The sequence below is a fragment of the Microbispora amethystogenes genome (assembly GCF_016863015.1).
Classification (GTDB): Bacteria; Actinomycetota; Actinomycetes; order Streptosporangiales; family Streptosporangiaceae; genus Microbispora; species Microbispora amethystogenes.
The window spans coordinates 131,822-154,922 of record NZ_BOOB01000037.1; the positions used below are offsets into that span (position 1 = coordinate 131,822).

Annotated in this window: 22 protein-coding genes; 6 read left to right on the plus strand and 16 right to left on the minus strand. The window is 72.7% G+C overall.

The features are described from left to right. Positions 1-32 precede the first annotated feature (32 nt). Both Mam01_RS23665 and Mam01_RS23670 read right to left on the minus strand, forming a co-directional pair. Positions 33-1,871 (minus strand): MFS transporter, encoded by a 1,839-nt coding sequence (locus Mam01_RS23665; RefSeq protein WP_239101546.1) that lies wholly within the window; start codon positions 1,869-1,871, stop codon positions 33-35. Between the two features lie 143 nt (positions 1,872-2,014). Then, the gene (locus Mam01_RS23670; RefSeq protein ID WP_204287401.1) at positions 2,015-2,602 is read right to left on the minus strand and encodes a TetR family transcriptional regulator; all 588 of its coding nucleotides are present in this window, start codon (positions 2,600-2,602) and stop codon (positions 2,015-2,017) included. A gap of 154 nt (positions 2,603-2,756) precedes the next feature. Here Mam01_RS23670 and Mam01_RS23675 point away from each other — a divergent pair, with 154 nt between their 5' ends. Continuing rightward, positions 2,757-4,268 (plus strand): serine/threonine-protein kinase, encoded by a 1,512-nt coding sequence (locus tag Mam01_RS23675; protein WP_204287402.1) that lies wholly within the window; start codon positions 2,757-2,759, stop codon positions 4,266-4,268. A gap of 199 nt (positions 4,269-4,467) precedes the next feature. On the opposite strand, the gene Mam01_RS23680 is transcribed toward Mam01_RS23675, so the two are convergent. The 7 genes from Mam01_RS23680 to Mam01_RS23710 form a co-directional block, all read right to left on the minus strand. Further along, positions 4,468-6,054, minus strand: a complete 1,587-nt coding sequence (locus tag Mam01_RS23680) for a WS/DGAT/MGAT family O-acyltransferase (RefSeq protein ID WP_204287403.1) — start codon at positions 6,052-6,054, stop codon at positions 4,468-4,470. 129 nt (positions 6,055-6,183) lie between these two features. Beyond that, a complete protein-coding gene (locus Mam01_RS23685; protein WP_204287404.1) occupies positions 6,184-6,369 on the minus strand; it encodes a hypothetical protein in 186 nt (61 codons plus the stop codon). Positions 6,370-6,398: 29 nt separating this feature from the next. After that, entirely contained in the window at positions 6,399-6,890 is a 492-nt protein-coding gene (merT, locus tag Mam01_RS23690; RefSeq protein ID WP_204287405.1) for a mercuric ion transporter MerT, read from the minus strand. Positions 6,891-6,893: 3 nt separating this feature from the next. Continuing rightward, positions 6,894-7,355: a MerR family transcriptional regulator gene (locus tag Mam01_RS23695; RefSeq protein WP_239101547.1), complete on the minus strand. Its 462-nt coding sequence runs from the start codon at positions 7,353-7,355 to the stop codon at positions 6,894-6,896. Beyond that, the gene (locus tag Mam01_RS23700; RefSeq protein ID WP_204287406.1) at positions 7,352-7,729 is read right to left on the minus strand and encodes a hypothetical protein; all 378 of its coding nucleotides are present in this window, start codon (positions 7,727-7,729) and stop codon (positions 7,352-7,354) included. Before Mam01_RS23700 ends, Mam01_RS23695 begins: the two co-directional genes overlap by 4 nt. A gap of 213 nt (positions 7,730-7,942) precedes the next feature. After that, positions 7,943-8,218: a hypothetical protein gene (locus tag Mam01_RS23705; RefSeq protein WP_204287407.1), complete on the minus strand. Its 276-nt coding sequence runs from the start codon at positions 8,216-8,218 to the stop codon at positions 7,943-7,945. Positions 8,219-8,327: 109 nt separating this feature from the next. Beyond that, positions 8,328-9,476 carry a hypothetical protein gene (locus tag Mam01_RS23710; RefSeq protein ID WP_204287408.1) on the minus strand — a complete coding sequence of 383 codons (1,149 nt, stop codon included), beginning with the start codon at positions 9,474-9,476 and terminating at the stop codon, positions 8,328-8,330. A gap of 509 nt (positions 9,477-9,985) precedes the next feature. On the opposite strand from Mam01_RS23710, the gene Mam01_RS23715 reads away from it, so the two are divergent. Next, positions 9,986-12,244, plus strand: coding sequence for a glycoside hydrolase family 3 N-terminal domain-containing protein (locus Mam01_RS23715; RefSeq protein ID WP_275409068.1), 2,259 nt, complete (start codon positions 9,986-9,988; stop codon positions 12,242-12,244). Positions 12,245-12,367: 123 nt separating this feature from the next. Here the strand turns inward: Mam01_RS23715 and Mam01_RS23720 are convergent, their stop codons facing one another. The 4 genes from Mam01_RS23720 to Mam01_RS23735 all read right to left on the minus strand — a co-directional run bounded on the left by Mam01_RS23720 (position 12,368) and on the right by Mam01_RS23735 (position 14,626). Beyond that, on the minus strand, positions 12,368-12,784 hold the full coding sequence (locus tag Mam01_RS23720; RefSeq protein WP_191910145.1) for a DUF3592 domain-containing protein: 417 nt from the start codon (positions 12,782-12,784) through the stop codon (positions 12,368-12,370). Positions 12,785-12,875: 91 nt separating this feature from the next. Next, entirely contained in the window at positions 12,876-13,289 is a 414-nt protein-coding gene (locus Mam01_RS23725; RefSeq protein ID WP_204287409.1) for a PH domain-containing protein, read from the minus strand. Between the two features lie 231 nt (positions 13,290-13,520). Then, positions 13,521-14,084, minus strand: a complete 564-nt coding sequence (locus Mam01_RS23730) for a DUF5709 domain-containing protein (RefSeq protein ID WP_204287410.1) — start codon at positions 14,082-14,084, stop codon at positions 13,521-13,523. 50 nt (positions 14,085-14,134) lie between these two features. Continuing rightward, positions 14,135-14,626 carry a metallophosphoesterase family protein gene (locus Mam01_RS23735; RefSeq protein WP_204287411.1) on the minus strand — a complete coding sequence of 164 codons (492 nt, stop codon included), beginning with the start codon at positions 14,624-14,626 and terminating at the stop codon, positions 14,135-14,137. A gap of 128 nt (positions 14,627-14,754) precedes the next feature. Here Mam01_RS23735 and Mam01_RS23740 point away from each other — a divergent pair, with 128 nt between their 5' ends. Continuing rightward, on the plus strand, positions 14,755-14,895 hold the full coding sequence (locus tag Mam01_RS23740; RefSeq protein WP_204287412.1) for a hypothetical protein: 141 nt from the start codon (positions 14,755-14,757) through the stop codon (positions 14,893-14,895). Between the two features lie 150 nt (positions 14,896-15,045). Here Mam01_RS23740 and Mam01_RS23745 read toward each other — a convergent pair whose 3' ends face one another. Both Mam01_RS23745 and Mam01_RS23750 read right to left on the minus strand, forming a co-directional pair. Continuing rightward, positions 15,046-15,465 (minus strand): hypothetical protein, encoded by a 420-nt coding sequence (locus tag Mam01_RS23745; protein WP_204287413.1) that lies wholly within the window; start codon positions 15,463-15,465, stop codon positions 15,046-15,048. A 128-nt stretch (positions 15,466-15,593) separates the two neighbouring features. Continuing rightward, positions 15,594-16,547: a Ppx/GppA family phosphatase gene (locus Mam01_RS23750; RefSeq protein ID WP_204287414.1), complete on the minus strand. Its 954-nt coding sequence runs from the start codon at positions 16,545-16,547 to the stop codon at positions 15,594-15,596. Positions 16,548-16,688: 141 nt separating this feature from the next. Between Mam01_RS23750 and Mam01_RS23755 the strand changes: the two genes are divergently transcribed. The 3 genes from Mam01_RS23755 to Mam01_RS23765 all read left to right on the plus strand — a co-directional run bounded on the left by Mam01_RS23755 (position 16,689) and on the right by Mam01_RS23765 (position 21,416). Further along, on the plus strand, positions 16,689-18,437 hold the full coding sequence (locus Mam01_RS23755) for a RecQ family ATP-dependent DNA helicase (protein ID WP_204287415.1): 1,749 nt from the start codon (positions 16,689-16,691) through the stop codon (positions 18,435-18,437). A gap of 146 nt (positions 18,438-18,583) precedes the next feature. Further along, positions 18,584-18,856: a hypothetical protein gene (locus Mam01_RS23760; RefSeq protein WP_204287416.1), complete on the plus strand. Its 273-nt coding sequence runs from the start codon at positions 18,584-18,586 to the stop codon at positions 18,854-18,856. Positions 18,857-18,980: 124 nt separating this feature from the next. Then, positions 18,981-21,416, plus strand: a complete 2,436-nt coding sequence (locus tag Mam01_RS23765) for a Tex family protein (RefSeq protein ID WP_204287417.1) — start codon at positions 18,981-18,983, stop codon at positions 21,414-21,416. A 466-nt stretch (positions 21,417-21,882) separates the two neighbouring features. Here the strand turns inward: Mam01_RS23765 and Mam01_RS23770 are convergent, their stop codons facing one another. Continuing rightward, the gene (locus Mam01_RS23770; protein WP_204287455.1) at positions 21,883-23,064 is read right to left on the minus strand and encodes an allantoate amidohydrolase; all 1,182 of its coding nucleotides are present in this window, start codon (positions 23,062-23,064) and stop codon (positions 21,883-21,885) included. Between the last annotated feature and the right edge of the window lie 37 nt (positions 23,065-23,101).

Below are 23,101 nucleotides of genomic sequence, written 5' to 3' on the forward strand. Positions count from 1 at the left end.
GCCCGGCCCCCGCGCGTCGCCGCACGCGCGCGTCAGGGCCGGGGCTCCCGCGCGTCCGGGGCGGCCGCCCGGCGGGTGTCGAACTCCTCGTCCGGGACCACCAGCTCGTTGCCGGCCAGGCCCGCCTCGCCGGAGACCGCGGCCAGCTCCGAGCCGAGCGTCTCGTGCGCGGCGGCGCGGTGGCCGCGGCCGAGGCGGCCGGTCATCAGTGACGACAGAGCGGCCACCAGGCACGCGGCCACGGCGAACCAGAAGGCGATGACCAGGCCCTGGTGGAAGGGACCCGCGATGAGATGCGGGAAGAACTCCTTGCCGGTCAGGTGGGTGCCGCCGTCGGGCAGCCGGTCGAGCACGCCGCCGAGGAGCTCGCGGAACGGGTTGTAGCCGAGGAACGCCGCGAACAGCACGGCGATCGGCGGCAGCTGCGCGATGCCCTCGGCCTGCGCCGCGGGCACCCCCTGGGCGACGAGCTCGTCGTGCATGGTGTGCGGCAGCGACTGCGCCAGACCGGCGATCATCAGGCTGAAGAAGACGCCGATCGACAGCACCATCGAGGAGTTCTGGAAGGTCGCGGTCATGCCCGCGCCGACGCCGCGCGACTCCGCCGGGACCGCGTTCATGATCTCCGCTCGGTTGGGCGAGGAGAACAGGCCGGAGCCCACCCCGTTGATCAGGATCAGCAGCGCGAACACCCCGTAGCCGAAGTCGGTCGGCAGGGTCATCAGCGCGTAGAAGCTGGCCGCCGTGACCAGCGCGCCGCCCACGGTGAACATGCGCGGGCCGAACCGGTCCGACAGCCAGCCGGAGACCGGCGCCGACAGCAGGAAGCCCACGGTCAGCGGGATCATGTAGATGCCCGCCCACAGGGGCGTCTCCTCGAAGCTGTAGCCGTGCAGCGGCAGCCAGATGCCCTGCAGCCAGATGATCAGCATGAACTGCAGGCCGCCGCGTCCGAGCGCCGTCAGAAGGCTGGCGATGTTGCCCGCGAGGAACGCGCGCTGCCGGAACAGCGTGAGCCGGAACAGCGGCTCGGCCACCCTGGTCTCGATCCAGGCGAACAGCGCGAGCAGCAGCACGCCTCCGGCGAGCGCGGCGATCACCCAGGGGTTGCCCCAGCCCATCACGCCGGTCCCGTACGGCTGGATGCCGTAGGTGATGCCGACCAGCAGCGAGATCAGGCCGACGGCGAAGGTCGCGTTGCCCCACCAGTCCATCCGGGCCCGGCGCCGGACGCCGTTGTCACGCAGTTTCAGGTACGCCCAGATCGTGCCGAACACCCCGAACGGCACAGAGACCAGGAAGATCGCCTTCCAGTTGACGGGCGCGAGGACGCCCCCGACGACCAGGCCGAGGAAGGAGCCCGCGATGGCGGCGATGGAGTTGATGCCGAGCGCGGTGCCGCGCTGGCGGACAGGGAAGGCGTCGGTCAGGATCGCCGTCGAGTTGGCGAACAGCAGCGCGCCGCCGACGCCCTGCACGATGCGCCAGCCGATCAGCCACATGGCCCCGGCGTCGCCGTCCATCCAGGTCAGCGACAGCATGATCGAGCACAGGCTGAAGACCGCGAAGCCCAGGTTGTACATGCGTACCCGGCCGAACATGTCGCCCAGGCGGCCGAACATCACGACCAGGACGGCCGTGACGACCATGAAGCCCATCATCATCCACAGCAGGTAACCCGTGTTGCCGGGGTCGAGCGGGTTGAGGTGGATGCCCCGGAAGACGTCCGGGAGGGCGATCAGGACGATGGACTGGTTGATCGTCACCATCAGAACGCCGAGGGTGGTGTTGGACAGCGCGATCCACCTGTACCGCGAGGACGACGCCGGCTGCGGCGACGCCCCCGCCCGGGACTGGTTCGCTACGGCCACGGAGTGGTTCCCCTCCTCGTGTTCCCGCGCGCGCACGGCGGAAGAACAGTTAGTTAGAGGAACTAAGTTACCCCCACCGGATGTACTTGATGTTTCCCGGCATGGGCGACATGTGTAACCGGGGTGCGACCCCTACTGTGAGATCAGGCCTTGAGCGCCCCGGCGATGACGTCGACGAGGCCGTCCACGACCGTGTCGCGGTCGAGCCCGGGGTCCTCCAGCCACCAGTCGCCGATCGCCTGGACCATGCCGACGAACGCGTGCCCGAGCACCCGCGCCCGCGCCGGGCCGGCCACCCCCGCCTCGGCGAGCACCGCGCCCAGTTCCTCGCCGACGCCGCGCACGATGGCGGCCATCCGCGAGTGGGTGCGGCTGTCCTCCGCGCTCGCCCGGTGGAAGAGGAACCGGTAGAGGTTGGGGTTGGCCGAGATGGTCTCCAGGTACGCGTCGACCGTGGCCCTGGCCCGCTCGCGGGGATCGGCCACCGCCGAGGCGAACTCCGGGCGCAGCAGGTCGATCACGATGCGGGTGTGGCGTTCCGCGAGCGCCTGGTAAAGGCCGCTCTTGTCGCCGAAGTGACGGTAGAGGATCGGCTTGGTGATGCCCGCCTCCGCCGCGATCGCGGCCATCGACGCCTGCGGGCCCTCCCGGCGGATCACCCGGTCGGCCGCGTCGAGCAGGTCCCTGCGCCGCTCCGGACTCCGGCCGCGCTCCCCTGTACCGCCCGTCATGGGAACCAGGATAGGACGGCCGGTCACGCTCGGGCCGCTTCCTGATCACGAGGCGGACCGGCGGGCGATCACTCCGGTAGTCTGCCGCACGCGGGCTCTCGGGCACTTCCCGGCTTTCAGCCGGGTCTGGAGACGCCGGGTCTGGAGGTGTCGGGTGGGCGAGGCGGGCGGGCCGCTGGTGCCGGGCTACGAGACGCTCGGCGTCCTGGGCCAGGGCGGCTTCGGCGTCGTGTACCGGGCCAGGCAGCTCGCGGTGGGCCGGGAGGTCGCGCTCAAGGTCGACAACCGGGTGCTCGTCTCCGACCGCGACCGGCGCCGGTTCATGCGGGAGGTCACCTCCGCCGGGGCGCTGTCGGGCCATCCGCACGTGGCCGACGTGTACGACGCCGGGGTGCTCGGCGACGGCAGGCCGTACATGGTGCTGGAGCTGTGCCCGAACGGGTCGCTCGCCGACCGGCTGCGCGACGGCGGGCCGCTGGGCCCCTGCGAGGTGCGCGACATCGGCGTCCGGATCGCCGACGCGCTGGCCGCCGCCCACGCCCTGGGCGTGCTGCACCGCGACGTCAAGCCCGCCAACATCCTGGTCAACTCCTACGGCATGGTCGCGCTCTCGGACTTCGGGCTGGCCACCATGCCGGGGGCGGGCGGGGCCGTCCCGGGCGAGGTGTCGGTGACCCGCGAGTCGCTCACCCCGGCGTACGCCCCTCCGGAGGCGTTCGACCTGACCGAGCCGACGGCCGCGGGAGACGTGTACTCCCTCGCCGCCACGCTGTATGCCCTGCTGAGCGGGAGGCCGCCGCGGTTCCCCGAGCACGGCGTGGTGAACATCGCGGTCGTCATGGCCCTGCACCGGCTGCCGATCCCCGACATTCCCGGCGTGCCGGCCGCGCTCACCGCCGTCCTGCGCCACGGCATGGCGAGCGATCCGGCCCAGCGGATCAGGACCGCCGCAGGACTGCGCGACGCGCTGTCGGCCCTCGCCCCCGACGGCTCCGCCGGAAACCCCCACCCCGGGAACATTCACCCCTCGAACGTCCACCCGGGGAACGACCCCATCGGGAGCAGCCACCCCGGAAGCGCGCAGACCGGGAACAGCGGGCCCGGGGATGCGCTCACCGGGAACAGCGGGCCCGGGAACAGCCACATCGGGAGCGGCCGCCCTGTAAGCGCCCACCCAGGCAACGCGCCGACGGGGTACGGCCACATCGAAAGCGGCCGCCCTGCGGATGTCCACCCAGGGAACGCCCACCCAGGCAACGCGCCGACGGGGTACGGCCAGATCGGCAGCGGCCGCCCTGTGAATGTTCACCCGGGGAACGCGCAGACGGGGAACGACCGCTTGGCGTACGGCGGGCCGGGCCACGTCGCGCCTCCGCACGCGCTCGCCCGCACGCCCACCCAGGCACCCGGCGCCCGGCCGGGGGCCGTGCCGGGGCCCGGGGCACGCGGCCTCCACCAGGCTCCCACGCTGCCGCCGCGCCCGGCGGCGGGAGTGTCGCGGCAGTCGATGGTGTTCGGCGTGGTCGCCGCCGTCTTCGCCCTGCTGCTGGCGGCCGGGCTCGTGGCCCTGCTGCTGGAGGGCGGCCAGGACCGGGGAACCTCCCTGCGCCCCGGCAGCGCCTCCGTCCGGAGCGTCCAGGGCGGCACGGCGGGAGGCACCGGCTGACAGCGGCGGGCGACGCGGCCGAGTGGCGTGCCCGGATGGCGTGCCCGGTTGACATGGCCGGGCCGCGGCTGTGACCCCCCGGCGGGAGACCGGGAGACTCCGGGCGGCGGGGCGATATGGCCGGGTGACGAGGCCGGGTGACGAGGCCGGGCCATGGCCGTGACGTCCCCGGCAGCAGGTCGGGAATCCGTGCGGCGGGTCAGCCGGCCGGTTTCCTGGTCTTGGCGCTCCTGCCTGCCTTCGGGGGCCTCTCGGTCTTCTCCGTTCCCTTCCCGATGGCCTTCTCCGCGTCCTTCTTTCCCCGCCGGCGTGGTTGGGCGGCGGGCGGTTCGGCGGGGCCGGCCATCGCGCCGTACTCGGCGAGCGAGTCCCGAAGGTAGTCGATGAGGTTCCAGACGTCGGGCACCATCTCGCGGTCGGCGACGATGCCGAAGTCGAGCCGGCCGTCGTAGGAGAACACGGTGATGTTCACGCCGCCGCTCACATCCGTGATCACCGACATCGGATGGAGCGCGACGACGCGGGCCCCGCACACGTACAGCGGTGACTGCGGCCCCGGCACGTTGGAGATCATCAGGTTCATCGCGGGAGCCCGGCGCGAGGCGATCCGGAAGGCCGACCTGGCGGCCAGCGCGCTCAGCGCGGCCGGCATCGCCTGGCTGAACTCCAGGAGCCAGGCCGCTGGAGCGGCGGCGAGCCGTTCCTTGACCAGTCGCATCGAGCGGTTCACCGACCGCAGCCGGTCACCCGGGTCGGCCACGTCGGTGGGGAGGGTGGTCATGGTCAGCATGACCTCGTTGGCGGCCGAACCGTTGACCGGCTGACCACGGGTGGAGACCGGGATCCCGGCCACCAGGGGCTGGCGGGGCAGCTCGTCCCGGCTTGCCAGCCAGCGCCGCAACGCCGTCGCGCACATCGCCATGACGACGTCGTTCACGGTCACGCCGAAGGCGTTCTTGATCCGCTTGACCTCGTCGAGCGGCAACTCGCCGAAGGCGAAGCGCCGGTGCTCGGAGATCGGCCCGGAGAACGGCGTGCGCGGCACCACCATCCGGGGCAGCTCCGGCAGGTTCACGTCGGCGTCGGAGCCGATGCCCCGGACGAACCGCGAGACCCGCCCCACCCCTGGAAGCTGGGCGACGAACGGCACCTCGTCCAGCCGGGGCACCGCCTCGGCGACGAAACGCAGCAGGGCCAGCGGGTTGTCCAGCACCCGTGCGACGCCCCTGACAACCATCTCCACCACGTCGGGGGCCCGCTGCGGCTCGGCCTCCTCCTCGGGGAGAGGCGTGTCGGACACCTGCGGCCCGAAGTCCATCAGCGCCGCCAGCACCTCCGCTCCGGTGACCCCGTCGACGGCGGCGTGATGGACCTTCGTGTAGACCGCCATCCGGCCCTCGGCGAGGCCGTGGATCAGGTAGAGCTCCCACAGCGGCCGCCCCCGGTCGAGCCGCCTCCCGTGCAACCGGGCGACCTGCTCGGCCAGCTTGTGATCGTCGCCCGGAGGGGGCAGCGCCAGCTCCCGCACGTGGTAGTCGAAGTCGACCTCCCGGTCTTCCGCCCAGTACGGATGATCGAGCCCGAAGGGCACCTCGACCAGCCGCCTGCGCAGCGGTGGCGCGAGGTGGAGCCTCCGCCGGAGCAGCGCGATCAGCTCCTCACGGGTCGGCGCGCCACCCGGCCGGTCCGACGGGTCCAGAATCGTGAGCGCCGCGATGTGCGCGAGATTCGTTGGCGTCTCGAAGTTGAGGAACTGCGCGTCGAAGGCGCTGACTTGCTGTGCCATGTCTACTCACCTGCCCCGAAACGTCCAGGTCCGACCACCGCGCGACCGGGCGGTGCGCTGCGCGGTGCCTATTCCGGCGCCCCGTCAGTGCTCGATCCGAACCCGGTCGCGATGCCCCCCTCCTGGAGATTAGTCGGCAGGCAGGCCGGTGCGGGCGCGGCCCGTCGGCGCGGCCGTCGCGCCGAGTGCGGCCAGGGCGAGCGCGGCCAGTGCGATGGGCCAGGGCCCCAGCCGGTCCACCCATGCGGCGAGGGTGTTCTGGAGGGCCGCGGCAGTGTCGATGATCGGGTCGCCCCCACTCCGTGCGGACGCCACACGCGGCTCGTACAGGCCGTGCCCCAGGGTCAGCAGCCGCCGCAGGCGCAGCCGGACGCGCCGCGCCCTGTTTCACCCCACCCTGTTTCGCCGCGCCCTGTTTCGCCGCGCCCTGTTTCGCCGCGCCCTGTTTCGCCGCGCCCTGTTTCGCCGCGCGCTGTTTCGCCGGCCCGCGCGGCGGCCGTGGTCCTGCGCCGGTGCAGCCACCACATGCCCCCGGCGGCGGCCAGCATCAGCCCGGCCACGGCGAGGAGGGTCTGCTCGGCCAGCGCCGCGCCCGCGCCGGTCAGCAGCCCGGCGCCGATCAGCACCGGCAGCGCGCAGCAGGCCGCGCACGCGAGCACGGCCAGCGCGGCGGCGACCTTGCTGCGCAGCGGCGGCTCGCCCTCGTCGGCGGTGCGGTCCTTCGACGCGTGAGCGGCGGTGAGCGACACCGCGACCGGCGTCGCCGGACCCCTGGCCGGAAGCGTGGAGGGGCCGGGCGCCGGAACCGGGATGCGATGGTCGTCGTGGGTGCTCACGGGTCAGCTCTCCTTGGGAGGGCGGCCCTCGGCCAGGCCGGCGAAGGGCAGCGGGCAGTCGGGGCAGGTGCAGTGGGTCAGGCTGTCGCATCCGGCGCTGACCACCTGGGCCAGCGCGTGGCGGATGGTGGTCAGATCGGCGATCTTCGCGTCCACTTCGAGGATCTTGGCTTGGGCGCGGGCCCGCAGATCGGGGGTGGGGTGGCCACGCCGGCCGGTGTCGAGCAGCTCGGCCACCTCCTCCAGCGTGAAGCCGAGCCGCTGCGCGGCTTTGATCACCGTCAGCAGGGCGACGGTCTCGGGCGGGTAGGAGCGGTGCCCGCCGGGGCTGCGCGCCGGTTCGGCGATCAGGCCGCGCCGCTTGTAGTAGCGCAGCGTCTGGACGTTGACCCCGGCCTGCTCGGCCACCTGCCCGGTGCGCAGGTAGGGCTCACCCGGCCCCCGCAGCTCGACGTCCTGCTTCACGCCGGCCGCCCCGCCTCGGCCGACGCAGTGGATCGGCCGGCCGCGCCGGCGCGGGCCTGCAGGGCGTCCAGCACGTCGGCATGCTCGGGCGGGACCGCCACGTCCAGCGTCAGGCCGCAACCGGCGATGGTGAGCGTGAAGGTGAAGAAGGAGCAGCAGCCGTTCTCCCGCGCCGTCAGCTCGGCTGCCCGCGCGGCGTACTCCGGGCTGAAGCGAAGCTCCAGCCGCAGGCGCTCACGCTCCTCGCGCCGTACGGCCCGGACCGTCTCGGCGAACAACGCGTCGAACTCGGCCACCCGCAGTGGCTGTTCGGCGGTGGGCAGCGTGCACGCCGGAGGTGCCCACCCCTGATCGAGGACGATGTCTTGGGTCATGCCTCGACGGTAAGCCTGTACCCAGGTACCGGATGCAACCCCCAATCTTCCACGCCACCGGATCGAGCCGCTTCAGGCGGCCGGACCGCCGGGGCGGAAGTACCGCAGCGGTGCGGCGTCTCGTGACCCGGTCAGTGGCGGTGACCGGCGTCGGGCTGCGCCGCGCCGCCTCGATCCGCTGGACCACCAGCGTCCAGGGACCGCCGGGGCCGGCTACCGGCCCGGCCGTCTCCCCCTCGCGGGCGGCGAAGACGGCGTCCTCCAGCGGCCCGCCGCCGCGACCCCGCCGGTCCGCAGCACGCCCGCCAGGGTGAGCGCCGCCCGGGCGGCCTCCTCCGCCACCAGAGGCGGCACCGGACGACCCGGACACGCCGGGGACGCTGAGGGCCCGGTGGGCTGGGCGGGGGTGGTGAACTCGGAGGGCTGGGGCGGCAGGCCGAGCCGGGCCGCCTCCTGCTCGGCGAGGATCTCGGCCACTATGACCTGCACCAGCCAGCGGCGCAGGTTGCGGCCGGACCAGCCGCTCGTCCCGGACGCCGGCGGCCGGGGCGGCCGCCCATGGTCGCCCCGGCCGTCCTTCTAGGGTGTGAGCTCAGGTCTAGTCGCAGTGTCCAGGGCCGATGATTCCGTTGTTGTAGTTGTCGAGCGTGGTGGCCAGGAGGTTGACATCGTTCCGCTCGGCCTTGCTCAGCGAGTTCCAGCTGCTGGGAGCGTGGGTGGCGAGGAAGGCGTCCGCGTCGGCGATGCTGCCCGACACCGCGGAGCCGTCCGCGCCGCCGGCGATGCCGAGCTTCGCGGCGAGCAACTGTCCTCGCAGCTTGTTGATGCCGTTGCTGGCCGCGCCGTTGAAGTTCAGGATGGCGACGGCCTCGTTCGTGGTGGTCACCTTCTGGCTGGACTGCCCGCTCGGCGTGCCGAGCCAGATCGGCAGCTTCGGCGCCATGGCCTGGGTGTGGTTCTTCCAGTAGCCGATGGTGAGCGTGCATCCCGCCGGCGGCGGAGTAGTGCAGTTGACCGTCACCGTCGCGGTCGCGGAGGGTCCCGCCGTGTTGTCGTCGGTGTGGGTCAGGGTCGCCGTGTTCGTCTGTACGCCGGCGTCGTCACAGGTGAACGTACGCGTGTAGGTCGTCTCGGCGCTTCCGGAGAACGTTCCTAGGTTCCCCTGCATGCTGTCGTCGACCGACACCTTGTCGTGGACGGGGGTGATACTCGACGGCCAGCTGAAGCTGTCGGACGTGTTCGGGCCGAAGGGGGTCCCCAGGTGTCCCGAGTGGTTGGTGATCGAGGTGTCGGCCGTCACCTTGTACGCCTTGCCGGTGTCCGGCGGCGACGGGACTGCTACTTCGTACCCGTAGCAGCGGGACTCGCCCGGCGCCAGGACCGGATGGCCGGAGGTGTCGAGCGGCTTCGAGGCCACGACCGCGGTGCTCGGCGGCTTCGTGACGTTGATGATCGAGGTCAGGCTCTCGGTGGCCACGGCGCCGCCGTTGGTGATACAGACCTCTCCCGCGATGTATGCGGCTTCCGTGCCATTGTCCCTGGTCAGTCCCACCGTATAGGTGACGTCGCCGGATTGACCGGGCGTCAGGTCCAGGCTGGTCGGGTCAGCCGACTTTGTAACGTTCCACGCGTAGGTCTTGGTCCAGTGCGGCGTAGCCGACACCGTCTGAGACAGCGTCGTGCCGGCCTGCGACTCAGCAAGCGCCGGCGTGACCGACATTCCGGAGGCGGCGACAAGCGCGGCCACAGGCACCCAAGCGAGGCGTCGTGTCCAAAGTTGCATATTTCTTCCCTTGCTGTCCTGCCACCACCATGACCGTTCGTTCGGTGGTCTTAACAGGTCGCTACTGATGCAATGTCCGAGCCTAGGCACTTTGCCCAAGTATGGCCATACATGCGGTAATTCCTGAGCGGTTGTAAAGATGCCTGTCCAGGGCGTCGGGATGGGCCTTACTTCCGGTGCCGGTTCGCCCCGCTCCGCCGTACGCTGATCGGTGATCAGGGACTCGGTCCTCCTGCCAAAGAGGAGACCGGACGGTGTCGGTGTGCGTGGCGATCTCGCAGGCCAAACCCGTACACGCTCGTCGCTGAGCCGCGGACCGAGTTCGCCGAGAAGCCGGCCGGATTCAGCCGGTGAGCAGGCCGCGGGCGTGAAAGTTTCCTGACGTACGGCTGGTGACGCGTGTCCGCAAGTAGCGTCGTTTGACCCGAAAATCCCTTGATTCCTACGGTCAGCAGGAATATGAGGGAGGACCCATGACATCCCGGCTGAGACCCCCGTGGATCATCGCGCTCGTGACGCTGCTCGCCGCGGCACTGGGCGTCGTCCCCGCCGCCGGCCGCGGCGTCGCACGGGCGGCGGACGCTCCCTACAAGGATCCGAGCCTGCCCGTGGCCACCCGGGTGGACGACCTGCTGTCCCGGATGTCCCTCGACGACAAGGCCGGCCAGATGACCCAGGCCGACCGGGGCGCCCTGACGACGGTCTCCGACGTGGCGGCGTACCGGCTGGGCTCGATCCTCTCCGGCGGCGGCTCCGCGCCTTCCTCCAACACTCCGTCGTCCTGGGCCGACATGTACGACAACTTCCAGCGGCAGGCCTTGTCCACCCCGCTCGCCATCCCGATGATCTACGGGATCGACGCCGTGCACGGGCACAACAACGTCGTCGGCGCGACGATCTTCCCGCACAACATCGGGCTGGGCGCGACCCGCGACCCCGACCTGGTGGAGCGGGTCGGCCGGGCGACCGCCGAGGAGGTCTCCGGCACCGGCATCGACTGGACCTTCGCCCCCTGCCTGTGCGTGGCCCGCAACGACCGCTGGGGCCGCACGTACGAGTCGTTCAGCGAGGACCCCCAGCTCGTCACGCAGATGACCACGATCGTGGACGGCTTCCAGAAGGCCGGGAACGCCTCCATCCTCGCCACCGCCAAGCACTACGTGGGCGACGGCGGCACCACGGGAGGCAGGGACCAGGGGAACACCGAGCTGAGCGAGGCCGACCTGCGGGCCATCCACCTCGCGCCGTTCAAGGCGGCCGTACAGCGCGGCGTGGGCAGCGTGATGGTCAGCTACAGCAGCTGGAACGGCGCCCGGATGCACGGCAACAAGTACCTGATCACCGACGTGCTGAAGGGCGAGCTGGGCTTCAAGGGCTTCGTGGTGACCGACTGGGCGGGCATCGACCAGCTCGACGGCCAGACCGGGTTCACCGCGAACGAGATCACCACCGCGATCAACGCGGGAGTCGACATGGTGATGGTGCCGAACGACTACAAGAAGTTCATCTCGCTCCTGAAGCAGGAGGTGCAGGCGGGCCGCATCCCGACCTCCCGGATCGACGACGCTAACCGGCGCATCCTGACCAAGAAGTTCGAGCTCGGGCTGTTCGAGAAGCCGCTGACCGACCGCTCCTACACCTCCACCGTCGGCAGCGCCGCGCACCGGGCCGTGGCCCGCGAGGCCGTGCGCAAGTCGCTGGTCCTGCTGAAGAACGCGGGGAACGTGCTCCCGCTGGCGAAGACCGGCGGCAAGATCTTCGTGGCCGGCAAGAGCGCCGACGACATCGGCAACCAGAGCGGCGGCTGGACGATCAGCTGGCAGGGCTCGTCCGGGAACATCACCACCGGCACCACGATCCTGCAGGGCATCCGCGACCTCGTCGGCTCCGGCGCCCAGGTCACCTACAACCGCGACGGCAGCGGCATCGACTCCTCCTACCGCGCGGCGGTCGCCGTCGTCGGCGAGACGCCGTACGCCGAGGGCCAGGGCGACCGGACGGGGTCGATGGGCCTCGACTCCACCGACCTCGCGACGCTGCAGCGGCTCAAGGCGTCGGGCGTGCCGCTGGTCGTGGTGCTCGTCTCCGGCCGCCCGCTGGACATCGCGGGCCAGCTCGACCAGTGGAACGCCCTGGTGGCGGCCTGGCTGCCGGGCACCGAGGGACGCGGCGTGGCCGACATGCTGTTCGGCGACTCCGCCCCCAGCGGACGGCTGCCGATGACCTGGCCGCGCAGCGCCGACCAGGAGCCGATCAACGACGGGGACGGCAAGGACGCCCTGTTCAAGTACGGCTACGGGCTCGACTACACGGTGCCGCCGCCCCAGTCCCCTCCCGCGTCCCCCAGCCCCTCGCCGAGCCCGTCGCCGTCGCCCAGCCCGTCGTCCTCGCCGAGCGCCAGCCCGCCGGCCGGCGGATGCCTGGTGACCTACCGGACGAACGACTGGGGCGGCGGATACACCGCGGACATCACGATCACCAACAGGTCGTCCAGCGCCGTGAACGGCTGGCGGCTCCAGTGGACGTACGCGGGGAACCAGAAGATCACCGGTTACTGGAACGCGGTCGTCACCCAGTCGGGCCAGCAGGTCACGGCCTCGAACGCCTCCTACAACGGGACGATCGGCGCGAACGGCGGCACGGCGAGCTTCGGCTTCCAGGGCACCTACAGCGGTGCCAACGCCACCCCCGCGGCGTTCACACTGAACGGCGCGGCCTGCGCCGTCGGGTGACGGATGACCGGGTGACCGGTCCCGCCGCGCCGTAGTCCGACGCCTCGCTCGGGGCCCAGGTGGATGACTTCCCCTGGGTCCCGAGGAGCGGGGCACGACCGTGAGGCCCGGCCTCCGGCGGGTTCAGAACGTCTGCGCGAGGGCGATGCCCGCTCCCACGGTGAACAGGACGACCCCCACCGCGAGGAAGATCCCGCCGAGCAGCGTGCCACTCCCCGCCACGCTGTCGATGCGGATCCGCGTGGGCCTCGCCGGGTCGTACAGCACCGGCACCTCCTGCCCGGGCCTGGCCGGCGGCGGGTTGCTCCCGTAGCTGCTCTCGGCCTCGACCTGCTGGCCGTACAGGGTGACGAAGCGAATGGTCGGGTAGTAGACGGTGCCGTCGTCGGAACGGCTCGCCCGCAGCCGCACGACCAGGCCGCTGGCGCGGTGCGCCCGGCGGCGGAACTCCCGGGCGTTGACGATGACTCCTCCGCCGATGAGGCCGAAGACGAGCCCGAGGCCGGACAGGATCAAAGTGATGAGAGCGGTTTGTGACACGCACCGGACTCTAGGACGCCGAGCTTGACATCGGCTTGCACCTCTTTTGCCGGCTTTCCGGCGCCGCGGCCCCGATCCGCCGGTCACCCGGTCAGGGGCGCAGCCGCATGAGCGCCTCGGCCACGGCGACCACGGGCTCGCCGAGGTCGAACCGGCTGAAGAGGTGGATCTGCTCCCCCGCGTCGATCTCCAGCAGTTCGGTGGTCAGGCCGTACCTGCGGTTGGTGTTGACCCGGATGCGGTCCACGTCGTTCCAGGAGATCCGCTCCCTGCCGCCGAGCCCGCTGACGACGAGGCCGTCCTCCCCCGCCGCGAGCCGTACGGGTGCCACCAGGTCGCGTCCGGCCAGCACGGCGAAGCCCAGGGCGGCCACGCCGGCGAGGAAGAGCAGCCAGCCGTCGCCGGTGATCGCCAGCGCCGCGCACAGCACGGCGCCGGCGGCCTTCAGCGCGACGATCCCCCGGGGCACCCGCCACTGGTGCCGCGTCTCCTGAACATCCGCCATCGGGGCAGCGTAACGAATCAGGGTCCTGCACGCCGCCCGCACCGGCCACGACCCCGGGTGTGACCCCAGGCCTGATCCCGGGCCTGATCCCGGGCGCGGCCCGCGAGACGGTGGCCCCGCGCGCCCCACGTCCACGCGCCCCACGTCCACGCGCCCCACGTCCGCGCGTCCCGGTTCCGCGCCGGGGCCACAGCTCCTCCCCCTTGGCCGCTCATGGCCGCATCGGGCCGTTCAGGGGCCCTCGTCCTCCAGGTGCATCGCCTGCTCCTCGGCGGTGTATCCGCCGAAGTCAGGCCCCACGTCCTCGGCGATCATGTCCTTCTCGGTGTCCACGCCCATGCCGCCGTCGGGGTCGACGAGCCGCCCGGCCCGGCCCGGCTCGCCGGTGCCGTACCTGCCCGCCTGGGCCGGGTTCACGGTGGCGTAGCCGTCGGGGTCCTCCGAGCCGTACCCGCCGGCCTCGTCCCCGGTCAGCGCCTCATATTCGTCGTACGGCCGCTCGCCGCCCTCGCCGAGCACGTCGCCCTCGGCACCGGTATCAGCATCGGCATCGGTGCCGAACCGCACATCGGTGTCGGGGACCTCGCGGGACAGGCGGAGGTCGAGCGACTCCCCCTCGCGCATCTCGTTCGGGGTGGTGCCGTACTCGTCAAGGCCCAGCGGCCGGTCGCCGGGCAGCGGCATCTCCTGTGGGTCGGACGCCCACTGCTGCTCGGGTGTGCCCTCCTGCAGGTCTGGAATGCCCTCGTCCTCGAACCGCGAGCGCGGATCGGGCTGTGGTCTGTTCTCTCTCATACCGGCCCCATGCCCCGCCGTACGGCCCTTAGGCAGGTCCGCCCGGTCTGTCAGGTGACGGGCACGATCTCGGCCCGCCGAAGCTCGCCCCCGGCGACGTCGAGCAGGCCGATCGTGCCGTGCGGCTGGCGGCGGCGGTCGGTGGGCGAGCCGGGGTTGAAGACCCGCACCCCGTCACCGGTCACGTCCATCGGAATGTGGGAGTGGCCGTAGACGACGAGATCGGCGCCGGGGAAGCGGCGCCGCATCCGGGCGGTCCGCCCGGTGGTCTGGCCGCTGTCGTGGATCATTCCCACCCGGAGCCCGCCGAGGTCGAGTTCGAGTGTCTCGGGGGCGCCCCAGGCCGCCACGTCCGGGCCGTCGTTGTTGCCGAGCACCGCGCGCACCGGCGCGTAGGCCGACAGCTCCACCAGCACCTCCGCCGTGCAGACGTCGCCGGCGTGCAGGATCAGGTCCGCCCTCCGCAGGTGCCCGGCGACGGCGGGCGGGCACGCCTTCCAGCGCCGGGGGGCATGGGTGTCCGCCAGCACGACGACCTTCACTCCTCCATCTTCACCCGCGAGAAGAGGTGCCAAGCGACGTATTCCGGGAATAGAAAGGCAGGTCCCCGACAACCCTCGGCCCGCACCCCCAATGCCGGTTCCCCTATCGGCGCCGTTCGGGAGGACATATGAGCAGGCAGATCGCCGACGGCTTCCAGGCCCCCACGCTGGTCGAACTGGAGGCACGCGTGCGCGGGCTGGAAAGCCAGGTCGCCCACCTCACCAAGCTGGTCAAGGAGCTGTCCGGGCAGAGCGGCGACACCCGCTGAACGGACGGGAGGCCGCGTGGAACCCCCGCGCGGAAGACCCGCGCGAAGCTCCCCGGAAGACCCGCGAAACGGAAGGCCCGGGAAACGAGGCGTCCCCGCCAGGCGGGGCCTGACGGGGACGCCGGGGTGAGTCGTACCCTGCGCGCGGTGTCACGCACCGCGTACCGAGGCGGCACGGGCGGCGGCACTCGCACGGACGCGGTGCTCGCGCACCGCCGCGCCGCCCTTCGCGCCACGCACGGCGCCGCTCGCAGCGCCACGTGCGGCACCGTTCGCAGCGCCACGTGCGGCACCGTTCGCAGCGCCACGTGCGGCACTGTTCGCGGCACCGTTCGCGGTGCCCTTGGCGGCGCCGTCCGCCGCGCCGTCCCGCGAGACCGCGCCGCGTGCCGGCTCGCCCGAGCCCTCACGGGCCGGGACGGGCGGCACCCGGCCGTAGGACTCGCGCCCGGTGCTCGCCGCCAGCGCGGCCAGCGCGACGAGGGTCACGACCGCGACCGTCACCAGTGCCCCGAGCGCGAGCACCGCCACCGCCGCCAGGGAGACCACGGCTCCCAGCAGCTCCACCATTCCGATTCCTCCAGAGGTCGACCCCGATACGGCACTCCAGTGACCGGCGGTCCAATCACCGGCCATGCGGTAGGAGCGGAAAATTGCCGAGTATTGGTGCCTTGCCCCGTTTGGCGGGCGCTCATACCTTACTGATCGGCCACCCGGGAGCGCCCCATGGGCAGGTTGTCGAGCCTGCGCAGGATCACTCCCTCCCGCAGCGCCCACGGGCAGATCTCCAGGACCGGCAGCTCGAACAGGTCCATCGCGGCGTCCGCGACGATCGCCCCGGCGAGCAGCTGCCCGGCCCGCCCCACCGACACGCCGGGCAGCTCCGCACGCCGGGCCGCCGGCATCCCGGCCAGCCGGGCCGTCCACTCCACCAGGTGCTCGTGCGTCAGCGTCCGCCTGACGTACGGCCCCTCGGTGGAGGAGGCCGCCCCGGCGATCCTGGCGAGCTGGCGGAACGTCTTGGACGTCGCGACCGCGTGGTCCGGCCTGCCGTACTTGGTCACCGTTCCGACGGTCCGGGCGATCTCGGTGCGGACGTGCCGCCGCAGCGCCCGTACCTCCTCGGGGCCGGGCGGGTCGCTGGTGAACCAGTCGCGGGTGAGGCGTCCCGCGCCGAGCGGGAGCGACACGGCGACGTCCGGCTCCTCGTCGATGCCGGAGGCGATCTCCAGCGAGCCGCCCCCGATGTCGGTGACCAGCAGCCGTCCCGAGGACCAGCCGAACCAGCGGCGCACGGCCAGGAAGGTCAGCCGCGCCTCGTCGTCTCCCGACAGCACCTGGATGTCCACTCTGGACTCGGCCTTGATGCGGGCCAGCACGTCGACGCCGTTCACCGCGTCGCGCACCGCGGAGGTGGCGAAGGCCACGAGGTCCTCCACGCCCTTGTCCTCCGCGATCCGGGCGGCCTCCCGCACGAAGGCCCGCAGCCGCGCGGCCCCTTCCTCGCCGAGCCTGTTGCCGTCGACGAGGTGCTCGGCCAGGCGCAGCTCCTCCTTGTGCGAGAAGGCGGGCAGGGGCCTTGCTCCCTGGTGCGCGTCCATGACCAGCAGGTGCACCGTGTTGGAACCGACGTCCAGGACTCCGAGTCGCATGCCCTGACCGTACAGCCTGCTCCCGGCCCCGCTCCGTACGGCCGATCACTCCGCGGCGGCGTACTCCGGGTTCGACCCATGTCCGGCGGGTAGTGGCAGCCCGATCGGGCGACGGAGCCCGATCGGCGAGGGAGCGGCGGCATGAGCGTCAGGCAGCGGTACGGCGGCCTGTCCGGCGGCAGGCCCGGTGACCGGCTCGGCGGGACGTCGGGCGGCTGGTCGAGGGACTGGTCGGGCGGCTGGTCCAGGGGGTGGGCGGGCGGCCGGTTCGGCCGCCGTTTCGGGCGCAGGGGCAGGCGGCTGCGCGCCACGGCGAGAGAGGCGTTCGGCTGGGAGCAGCTGCGCCCGGGGCAGCAGGAGGCGATGGAGCACCTGCTCGCCGGGCGGGACGTGCTGCTGGTGATGCCGACCGGCGGCGGCAAGTCCGCCGTCTACCAGGTGCCCGGCCTGCTGCTCGACGGCCCGACGATCGTCGTCTCGCCGCTCATCGCCCTGCAGCGCGACCAGGTCATGAGCCTGCTCAAGGCGGGTGCGGCGGGCGCGGTGGCGGTCAACTCGGCCGGCTCCGTGGAGGCGGGCCTCGACCAGGTCACCGCCGGGAACGCCGAGTACGTGTTCCTGTCGCCCGAGCAGCTCGCCAAGCCCGAGGTGGTCGAGCGCCTGGCCGCGGCCCGGCCCTCGCTGATCGCGGTGGACGAGGCGCACTGCGTCTCCTCCTGGGGGCACGACTTCCGGCCGGAGTACCTGCGCCTGGCCAAGGTCATCGAGCGCCTGGGCCATCCTCCGGTCATCGCGATGACGGCCACCGCCGCGCCCACGGTCCGCGAGGAGATCGTCGAGTCACTGGGCCTGACCGGGGCGCAGCAGATCGTCCGGGGTTTCGACCGCCCGAATCTCCACCTGGAGGTGCGGCGGTTCGTCGGCGAGGACGACAAGCGCACGGCCCTGGCCGACCACGCCGCCGGGCTGGAGGGGGTCGGGCTGGTCTACGTGGCGACGCGACGGCAGGCCGAGGAGTACGCCGATCTGCTGAAGGAGCGGGGCCGCCGGGCCGAGGCCTACCACGCGGGGATGAAGACCACCGACCGCCGCAGCATCCACGAGCGGTTCCAGGACGACGACCTGGACACCGTCGTGGCGACGTCGGCGTTCGGGATGGGGATCGACAAGCCCGACGTGCGTTACGTGCTGCACGCGGCGCCGCCCGAGTCGATCGACTCCTACTACCAGGAGATCGGCCGGGCGGGCCGGGACGGCAACCCGGCCGACGTCGTGCTGTTCTACCGGCCCGAGGACCTCGGGCTGCGCAAGTTCTTCACGGGCGGCCGGGCGGACGGCGACCTGATACTGCGCGTCGCGACGCTGGTGCGCGAGCACGGCGGCGAGGTGGACGCCGCGGAGCTGCGCGAGCTGCTCGACGTGGGAGCGGCCAAGCTCACCTCGCAGGTCAACCTGCTGGAGCGGGCCGGCGCGGTCGAGGTCGCCCACGGCGGCGCGCTGCGGTACGCCCGCGGCGGCCCGCCGCCGGACGAGGCCGCCGCCCGCGCGGTGGAGCTCGACGACCTCAGGCACCGGATGGAGGACTCCCGGCTGGAGATGATGCGCGGCTACGCCGAGACGACCGGATGCCGCCGCCGTTTCCTGCTGGAGTACTTCGGCGAGCCGTACGAACGGGCGTGCGGCGACTGCGACACCTGCCGGTCCGGGACGGCTGCCGCGCCGGCGGCCGGCGACGGCCCGTTCCCGATGCACGCGAACGTCCGGCACGCGGAGTGGGGGCACGGCATCGTGATGAGCCGGGAGCAGGACCGGATCACGGTCCTGTTCGACTCGGTGGGCTACAAGACGCTGGCGCTCGGGGTCGTCGACGAGCTGCTCGAAGTGGTCTGATCCGCCTCCGGCCCGGCGTCGCACGGGGTCGCACGGGTCGCACGGGTCGCACGGCGCAAACATTACTTCCCGTGTCCGCACCGGCACTTGCGGTGGTTTCGCCGTCTGCCGAAACTCGGAGACGGAGGCAGTGGGGGGTGGTTCCGGTGCGGGAGACGATCGGCTCCGGCGAGACGTGGCCGTTCAGGTGCCTGCGCTGCCTGCTGGTCTGGGAGGTGGAGTACGTCGTCCGCCGCACGGTCCGCGGGCACGGCGACGAGCACGGCGACGGGCATGACGGGCACGGCGGCGAGGGTGGCGACGTCGCGGTGTGGACCCGCGAGGGCGTCGCGGTCCAGCCTCCATGGTCCGAGGCGACCTGCCCCGGATGCGGGTGCGGCACCGTGACCACCTTCCCCACCGGCTACCTGACCCGCTGAGAGCGCCGTACAGGACGTCGCGGGCCGTCGTGGGCCGCTTGTCCACAGGCGGACCGAGAGTGTCGGCCGGATCCGGCAGAATGAGCCCGCAGAGGGCCGACCCGGAAGAAGGCGGAGCAGGATCGTGACGACGTCCATTCAGCGGCGGATCGCCGAAGAGCTCGGTGTGCGCGAGAGCCAGGTGGCCTCGGCGGTCGACCTGCTCGACGGCGGGGCCACCGTGCCGTTCATCGCCCGCTACCGCAAGGAGGCGACAGGCGCGCTGGACGACGCCCAGTTGCGCGCGCTGGAGGAGCGCCTGCGCTATCTCCGTGAGCTGGAGGAGCGGCGCGCGGCCATCCTCGAGTCGATCCGGTCCCAGGGCAAGCTCGACGACGCCCTTGAAGCGCGGATCATGGAGGCCGACTCGAAGGCCCGGCTGGAGGACATCTACCTGCCCTTCAAGCCCAAGCGCCGCACCAAGGCCCAGATCGCCAGGGAGCTCGGGCTGGAGCCGCTGGCCGACGCGCTGCTGGCCGATCCCTCGCTCGACCCCCAGGCGACCGCCGAGGCGTACGTGCGCGAGGGCGTGGCCGACGCCGGCGCGGCGCTGGAGGGGGCCAGGGCGATCCTGGTCGAGCGCTTCGCCGAGGACGCCGACCTGATCGGCGACCTGCGCGAGCGCATGTGGAGCCGGGGCCGGCTGGTCTCCCAGGTGCGGGAGGACAAGCAGGAGGTCGGAGCCAAGTTCTCCGACTACTTCGACTTCTCCGAGCCGTTCACGCGGCTGCCCTCGCACCGGATCCTCGCGATGTTCCGTGGGGAGAAGGAGGAGGTCCTCACCCTCACCCTCGACCCGGAGGCCGAGGAGCCGAACGACTACGAGGCGCGGATCGCGCGCCGGTTCGGCGTCGCCGACCTGGGCCGCCCCGCCGACAGGTGGTTGCTCGACACCGTCCGCTGGGCCTGGCGGACGCGGGTCCTCGTGCATCTCGGCATCGACCTGCGCACCCGCCTGTGGCAGGCCGCCGAGGAGGAGGCCGTGCGCGTGTTCGCGGCCAACCTGCGCGACCTGCTGCTGGCCGCCCCCGCCGGGGCCCGGGCCACGATGGGCCTCGACCCGGGGCTGCGCACCGGCGTGAAGGTCGCGGTGGTCGACGGCACCGGCAAGGTCGTGGCGACCGAGACGATCTACCCGCACGAGCCCAGGCGGCAGTGGGACCAGTCGCTCGCCGTGCTCGCCCGGCTCGCCACCGAGCACAACGTGGAACTGGTCGCGATCGGCAACGGCACGGCCTCGCGGGAGACCGACAAGCTCGCCGGAGAGCTCGTCAGGCACCTGCCGCAGCTCACCAAGATCGTGGTCTCGGAGGCCGGGGCCTCGGTGTACTCCGCCTCGGCCTACGCCTCGCAGGAACTGCCCGGTCTCGACGTCTCGCTGCGCGGCGCGGTCTCGATCGCGCGGCGGCTGCAGGACCCGCTGGCCGAACTGGTCAAGATCGACCCCAAGTCGATCGGCGTCGGGCAGTACCAGCACGACGTGTCCGAGGTGAAGCTGTCCCGCTCGCTCGACGCGGTCGTGGAAGACTGCGTGAACGCGGTGGGGGTGGACGTCAACACCGCCTCCGCCCCCCTGCTGATCCGGGTCTCCGGCATCGGCGCCGGGCTCGCGGAGAACATCGTCGCCCATCGGGACGCCAACGGCCCGTTCCGCTCCCGGACGGGGTTGAAGGGGGTGCCCCGGCTCGGCCCGAAGGCGTTCGAGCAGTGCGCGGGCTTCCTCCGCATCCCCGGCGGGGACGACCCGCTCGACGCCTCCAGCGTGCACCCCGAGGCGTACCCCGTGGTGCGCCGCATCCTCGACTTCTCGAAGAGCGACCTGCGCTCGCTGATCGGCAACACCTCGGCGCTCCGCACGCTGAAGCCGTCGGACTTCGTCGACGACACCTTCGGGCTGCCCACCGTCACCGACATCCTCAGGGAACTGGAGAAGCCCGGCCGCGACCCCCGGCCCGCGTTCAAGACCGCCACGTTCAAGGAGGGCGTCGAGAAGCCGTCCGACCTGTCTCCCGGGATGATCCTGGAGGGCGTCGTCACCAACGTCGCCGCGTTCGGGGCGTTCGTGGACGTCGGCGTGCACCAGGACGGCCTCGTCCACGTGTCGGCCATGTCCACCTCGTTCGTGAAGGACCCGCGCGAGGTGGTCAAGCCCGGCGACATCGTGCGGGTCAAGGTGCTCGACGTGGATCTCCAGCGCAAGCGCATCTCCCTGACGCTGCGTCTGGACGACGAGGCGGCCGGCAACGGCCGCAGGGGCGGCCCCGGCGGCGAGTCCCGCGACGGCTCGCGCGACGACCGGTCGAACGGCCGGCGCGGGCAGGGCGGTGGGCAGGGCGGGCAGAACCAGGCCCGCCAGGCCCGCCAGGGCCAGGGCGGCGGCGGCCAGGGTGGCGGCGGCCGGGGCGGCTCGGGCCAGGGTGGCGGCCGGGGTTCGGGCGGGGCGCCGGCCGGCGGATCCATGGCCGAGGCACTTCGCCGGGCCGGTCTCGGCGACTCCGGCGGCGACCGCCGCTCCCGCTGACAACCGCCGCTCCCGCGCGGCACTCCCGCTGACGGACGGCACTCCCGCCCACGAGCGCCTCTTTCACCGGCAAGTGCCGCTCTCACGGACGACGGGTCTCCCGCGCACGAGCGCCGCTCCTACTGACGAACGCCGTTCGCGCTCAGGGCAGCGCGCCGCTCTTCCCGGGGCGGCGCGCTGCCGACGAGCGGCCGCCCCCGTACCGTCCGGCCTCCTGATGTCCGCTGCCCGCCTCCGCACTCGCCGTCCTCCCCTCCCCGCGCGCCGCCTCTGACAGTCGCGGGAGTGGCCCGCTCCCTCCGTCCTCCTGCCCGCCGCCCGCGGTGGTGGGAGAGGTGGAGGGGCCGGCACCAGGCGGGCGGGCGTCGGCGGCGGTTCGGGCCGTCGGCTGGGCTTCCGGCGGCCGGCGCGGGAGACGCCGGCGCGACGGCGAAATCGGCCGGGTCAGCGGGACCGGCGCGGCCGGTTACATCGGCGGGGTCGGCGGGGTTGTGAGCAGGTCCGTGAGCACGGCGGCGAGGGCCGCGACACCGGCGAGGCAGTCGGACTCCTCCGCGTGCTCCCGCGGCGAGTGGGAGACGCCGGTGGGGTTGCGGACGAACAGCAGGGCGGCCGGGACCTCGGCCGAGAGGATGCCCGAGTCGTGTCCCGCGCCCGTGGGCAGCGTGGGCGCGCCGCCGAGAACGCGTACGGCACGCTCTCGCAACGACGCGTCGAACGTCACGACCGGGGTGTAGGACTCCCGGGTCACCTCGGCCCCCGCCGCCGCCCGCGTCGTCTCCTCGACGAGCCTGTCCAGGACACCGGGGTCGGCCGCCCGGCCGTCGAGCCAGGCGGTCACCCGCGAGGGGATGGCGTTGGTTCCGTTGGGCTCCACCCGGACCCGGCCGAAGGTGGCCAGGGCTCCCAGACGCTCGGCCTCGGCGCGGGCCGCGAGCACGGCCGCCGCGTAGGACGGCATGGGATCACGCCGGTCCTCCATCCTGGTGGTCCCCGCGTGGTTGGCCTCGCCGCGGAAGTCGAAGCGCCAGCGGCCATGCGGCCAGATGGCGGAGGCGACGCCCACCCGGTGCGGGGTGCCGGCGAGGTGACGGCCCTGCTCCACGTGCAGCTCCACGAACACGCCGACGCGGGCGAGGCGCTCGTCGTCACGCCCCGCGGCCTCCGGATCGCGCCCGGCCCGCTCCATGGCCGCCGCGAGACAGACGCCGTCCGCGTCACGCAGCGCCAGGGCCGCCTCCGGTGCGACGGCCCCGGTCATCAGCCGCGATCCCAGGCAGGCCAGGCCGAACCGGGCGCCCTCCTCCTCGGTGAAGTTCACCAGCGCCAGCGGACGCCGGGGACGAATGCCGCGGGCCCGCAGGGCGTCGAGCGCCGCGAAGGCCCCGACCACCCCGAGCGGGCCGTCGTACGCGCCGCCGTCGGGCACCGAGTCGAGGTGCGACCCGGTGACCACGGCGTCTCCCGACGCCGGGTCGCCCAGCCAGGCCCACTGGTTGCCGTTTCGGTCGATCTCGTACGCCAGCCCCCGCGCCCGGGCCTGCCCGGCGAACCAGGCGCGGCAGTCGGCGTCGGCCGCCGTCCACCCGTGCCGGCGGTAGCCGCCGGTCGCGGCGTCCAACCCGATGGGCAGCAGGTCACGCCACATCGCGCGGAACCCGTCCTCGGCCTCCTCCGCGACCTCG

Excerpts from the sequence above, each read along its gene's own strand:
- Mam01_RS23700 (WP_204287406.1), bottom strand. The coding sequence starts at position 7,729 with ATGACCCAAGACATCGTCCTCGATCAGGGGTGGGCACCTCCGGCGTGC.
- Mam01_RS23715 (WP_275409068.1), top strand. The coding sequence starts at position 9,986 with ATGACATCCCGGCTGAGACCCCCGTGGATCATCGCGCTCGTGACGCTG.
- Mam01_RS23740 (WP_204287412.1), top strand. The coding sequence starts at position 14,755 with ATGAGCAGGCAGATCGCCGACGGCTTCCAGGCCCCCACGCTGGTCGAA.
- Mam01_RS23770 (WP_204287455.1), bottom strand. The coding sequence starts at position 23,064 with ATGTGGCGTGACCTGCTGCCCATCGGGTTGGACGCCGCGACCGGCGGC.
- Mam01_RS23750 (WP_204287414.1), bottom strand. The coding sequence starts at position 16,547 with ATGCGACTCGGAGTCCTGGACGTCGGTTCCAACACGGTGCACCTGCTG.
- Mam01_RS23755 (WP_204287415.1), top strand. The coding sequence starts at position 16,689 with ATGAGCGTCAGGCAGCGGTACGGCGGCCTGTCCGGCGGCAGGCCCGGT.
- Mam01_RS23725 (WP_204287409.1), bottom strand. The coding sequence starts at position 13,289 with ATGGCGGATGTTCAGGAGACGCGGCACCAGTGGCGGGTGCCCCGGGGG.
- Mam01_RS23745 (WP_204287413.1), bottom strand. The coding sequence starts at position 15,465 with ATGGTGGAGCTGCTGGGAGCCGTGGTCTCCCTGGCGGCGGTGGCGGTG.
- Mam01_RS23670 (WP_204287401.1), bottom strand. The coding sequence starts at position 2,602 with ATGACGGGCGGTACAGGGGAGCGCGGCCGGAGTCCGGAGCGGCGCAGG.
- Mam01_RS23730 (WP_204287410.1), bottom strand. The coding sequence starts at position 14,084 with ATGAGAGAGAACAGACCACAGCCCGATCCGCGCTCGCGGTTCGAGGAC.
- Mam01_RS23680 (WP_204287403.1), bottom strand. The coding sequence starts at position 6,054 with ATGGCACAGCAAGTCAGCGCCTTCGACGCGCAGTTCCTCAACTTCGAG.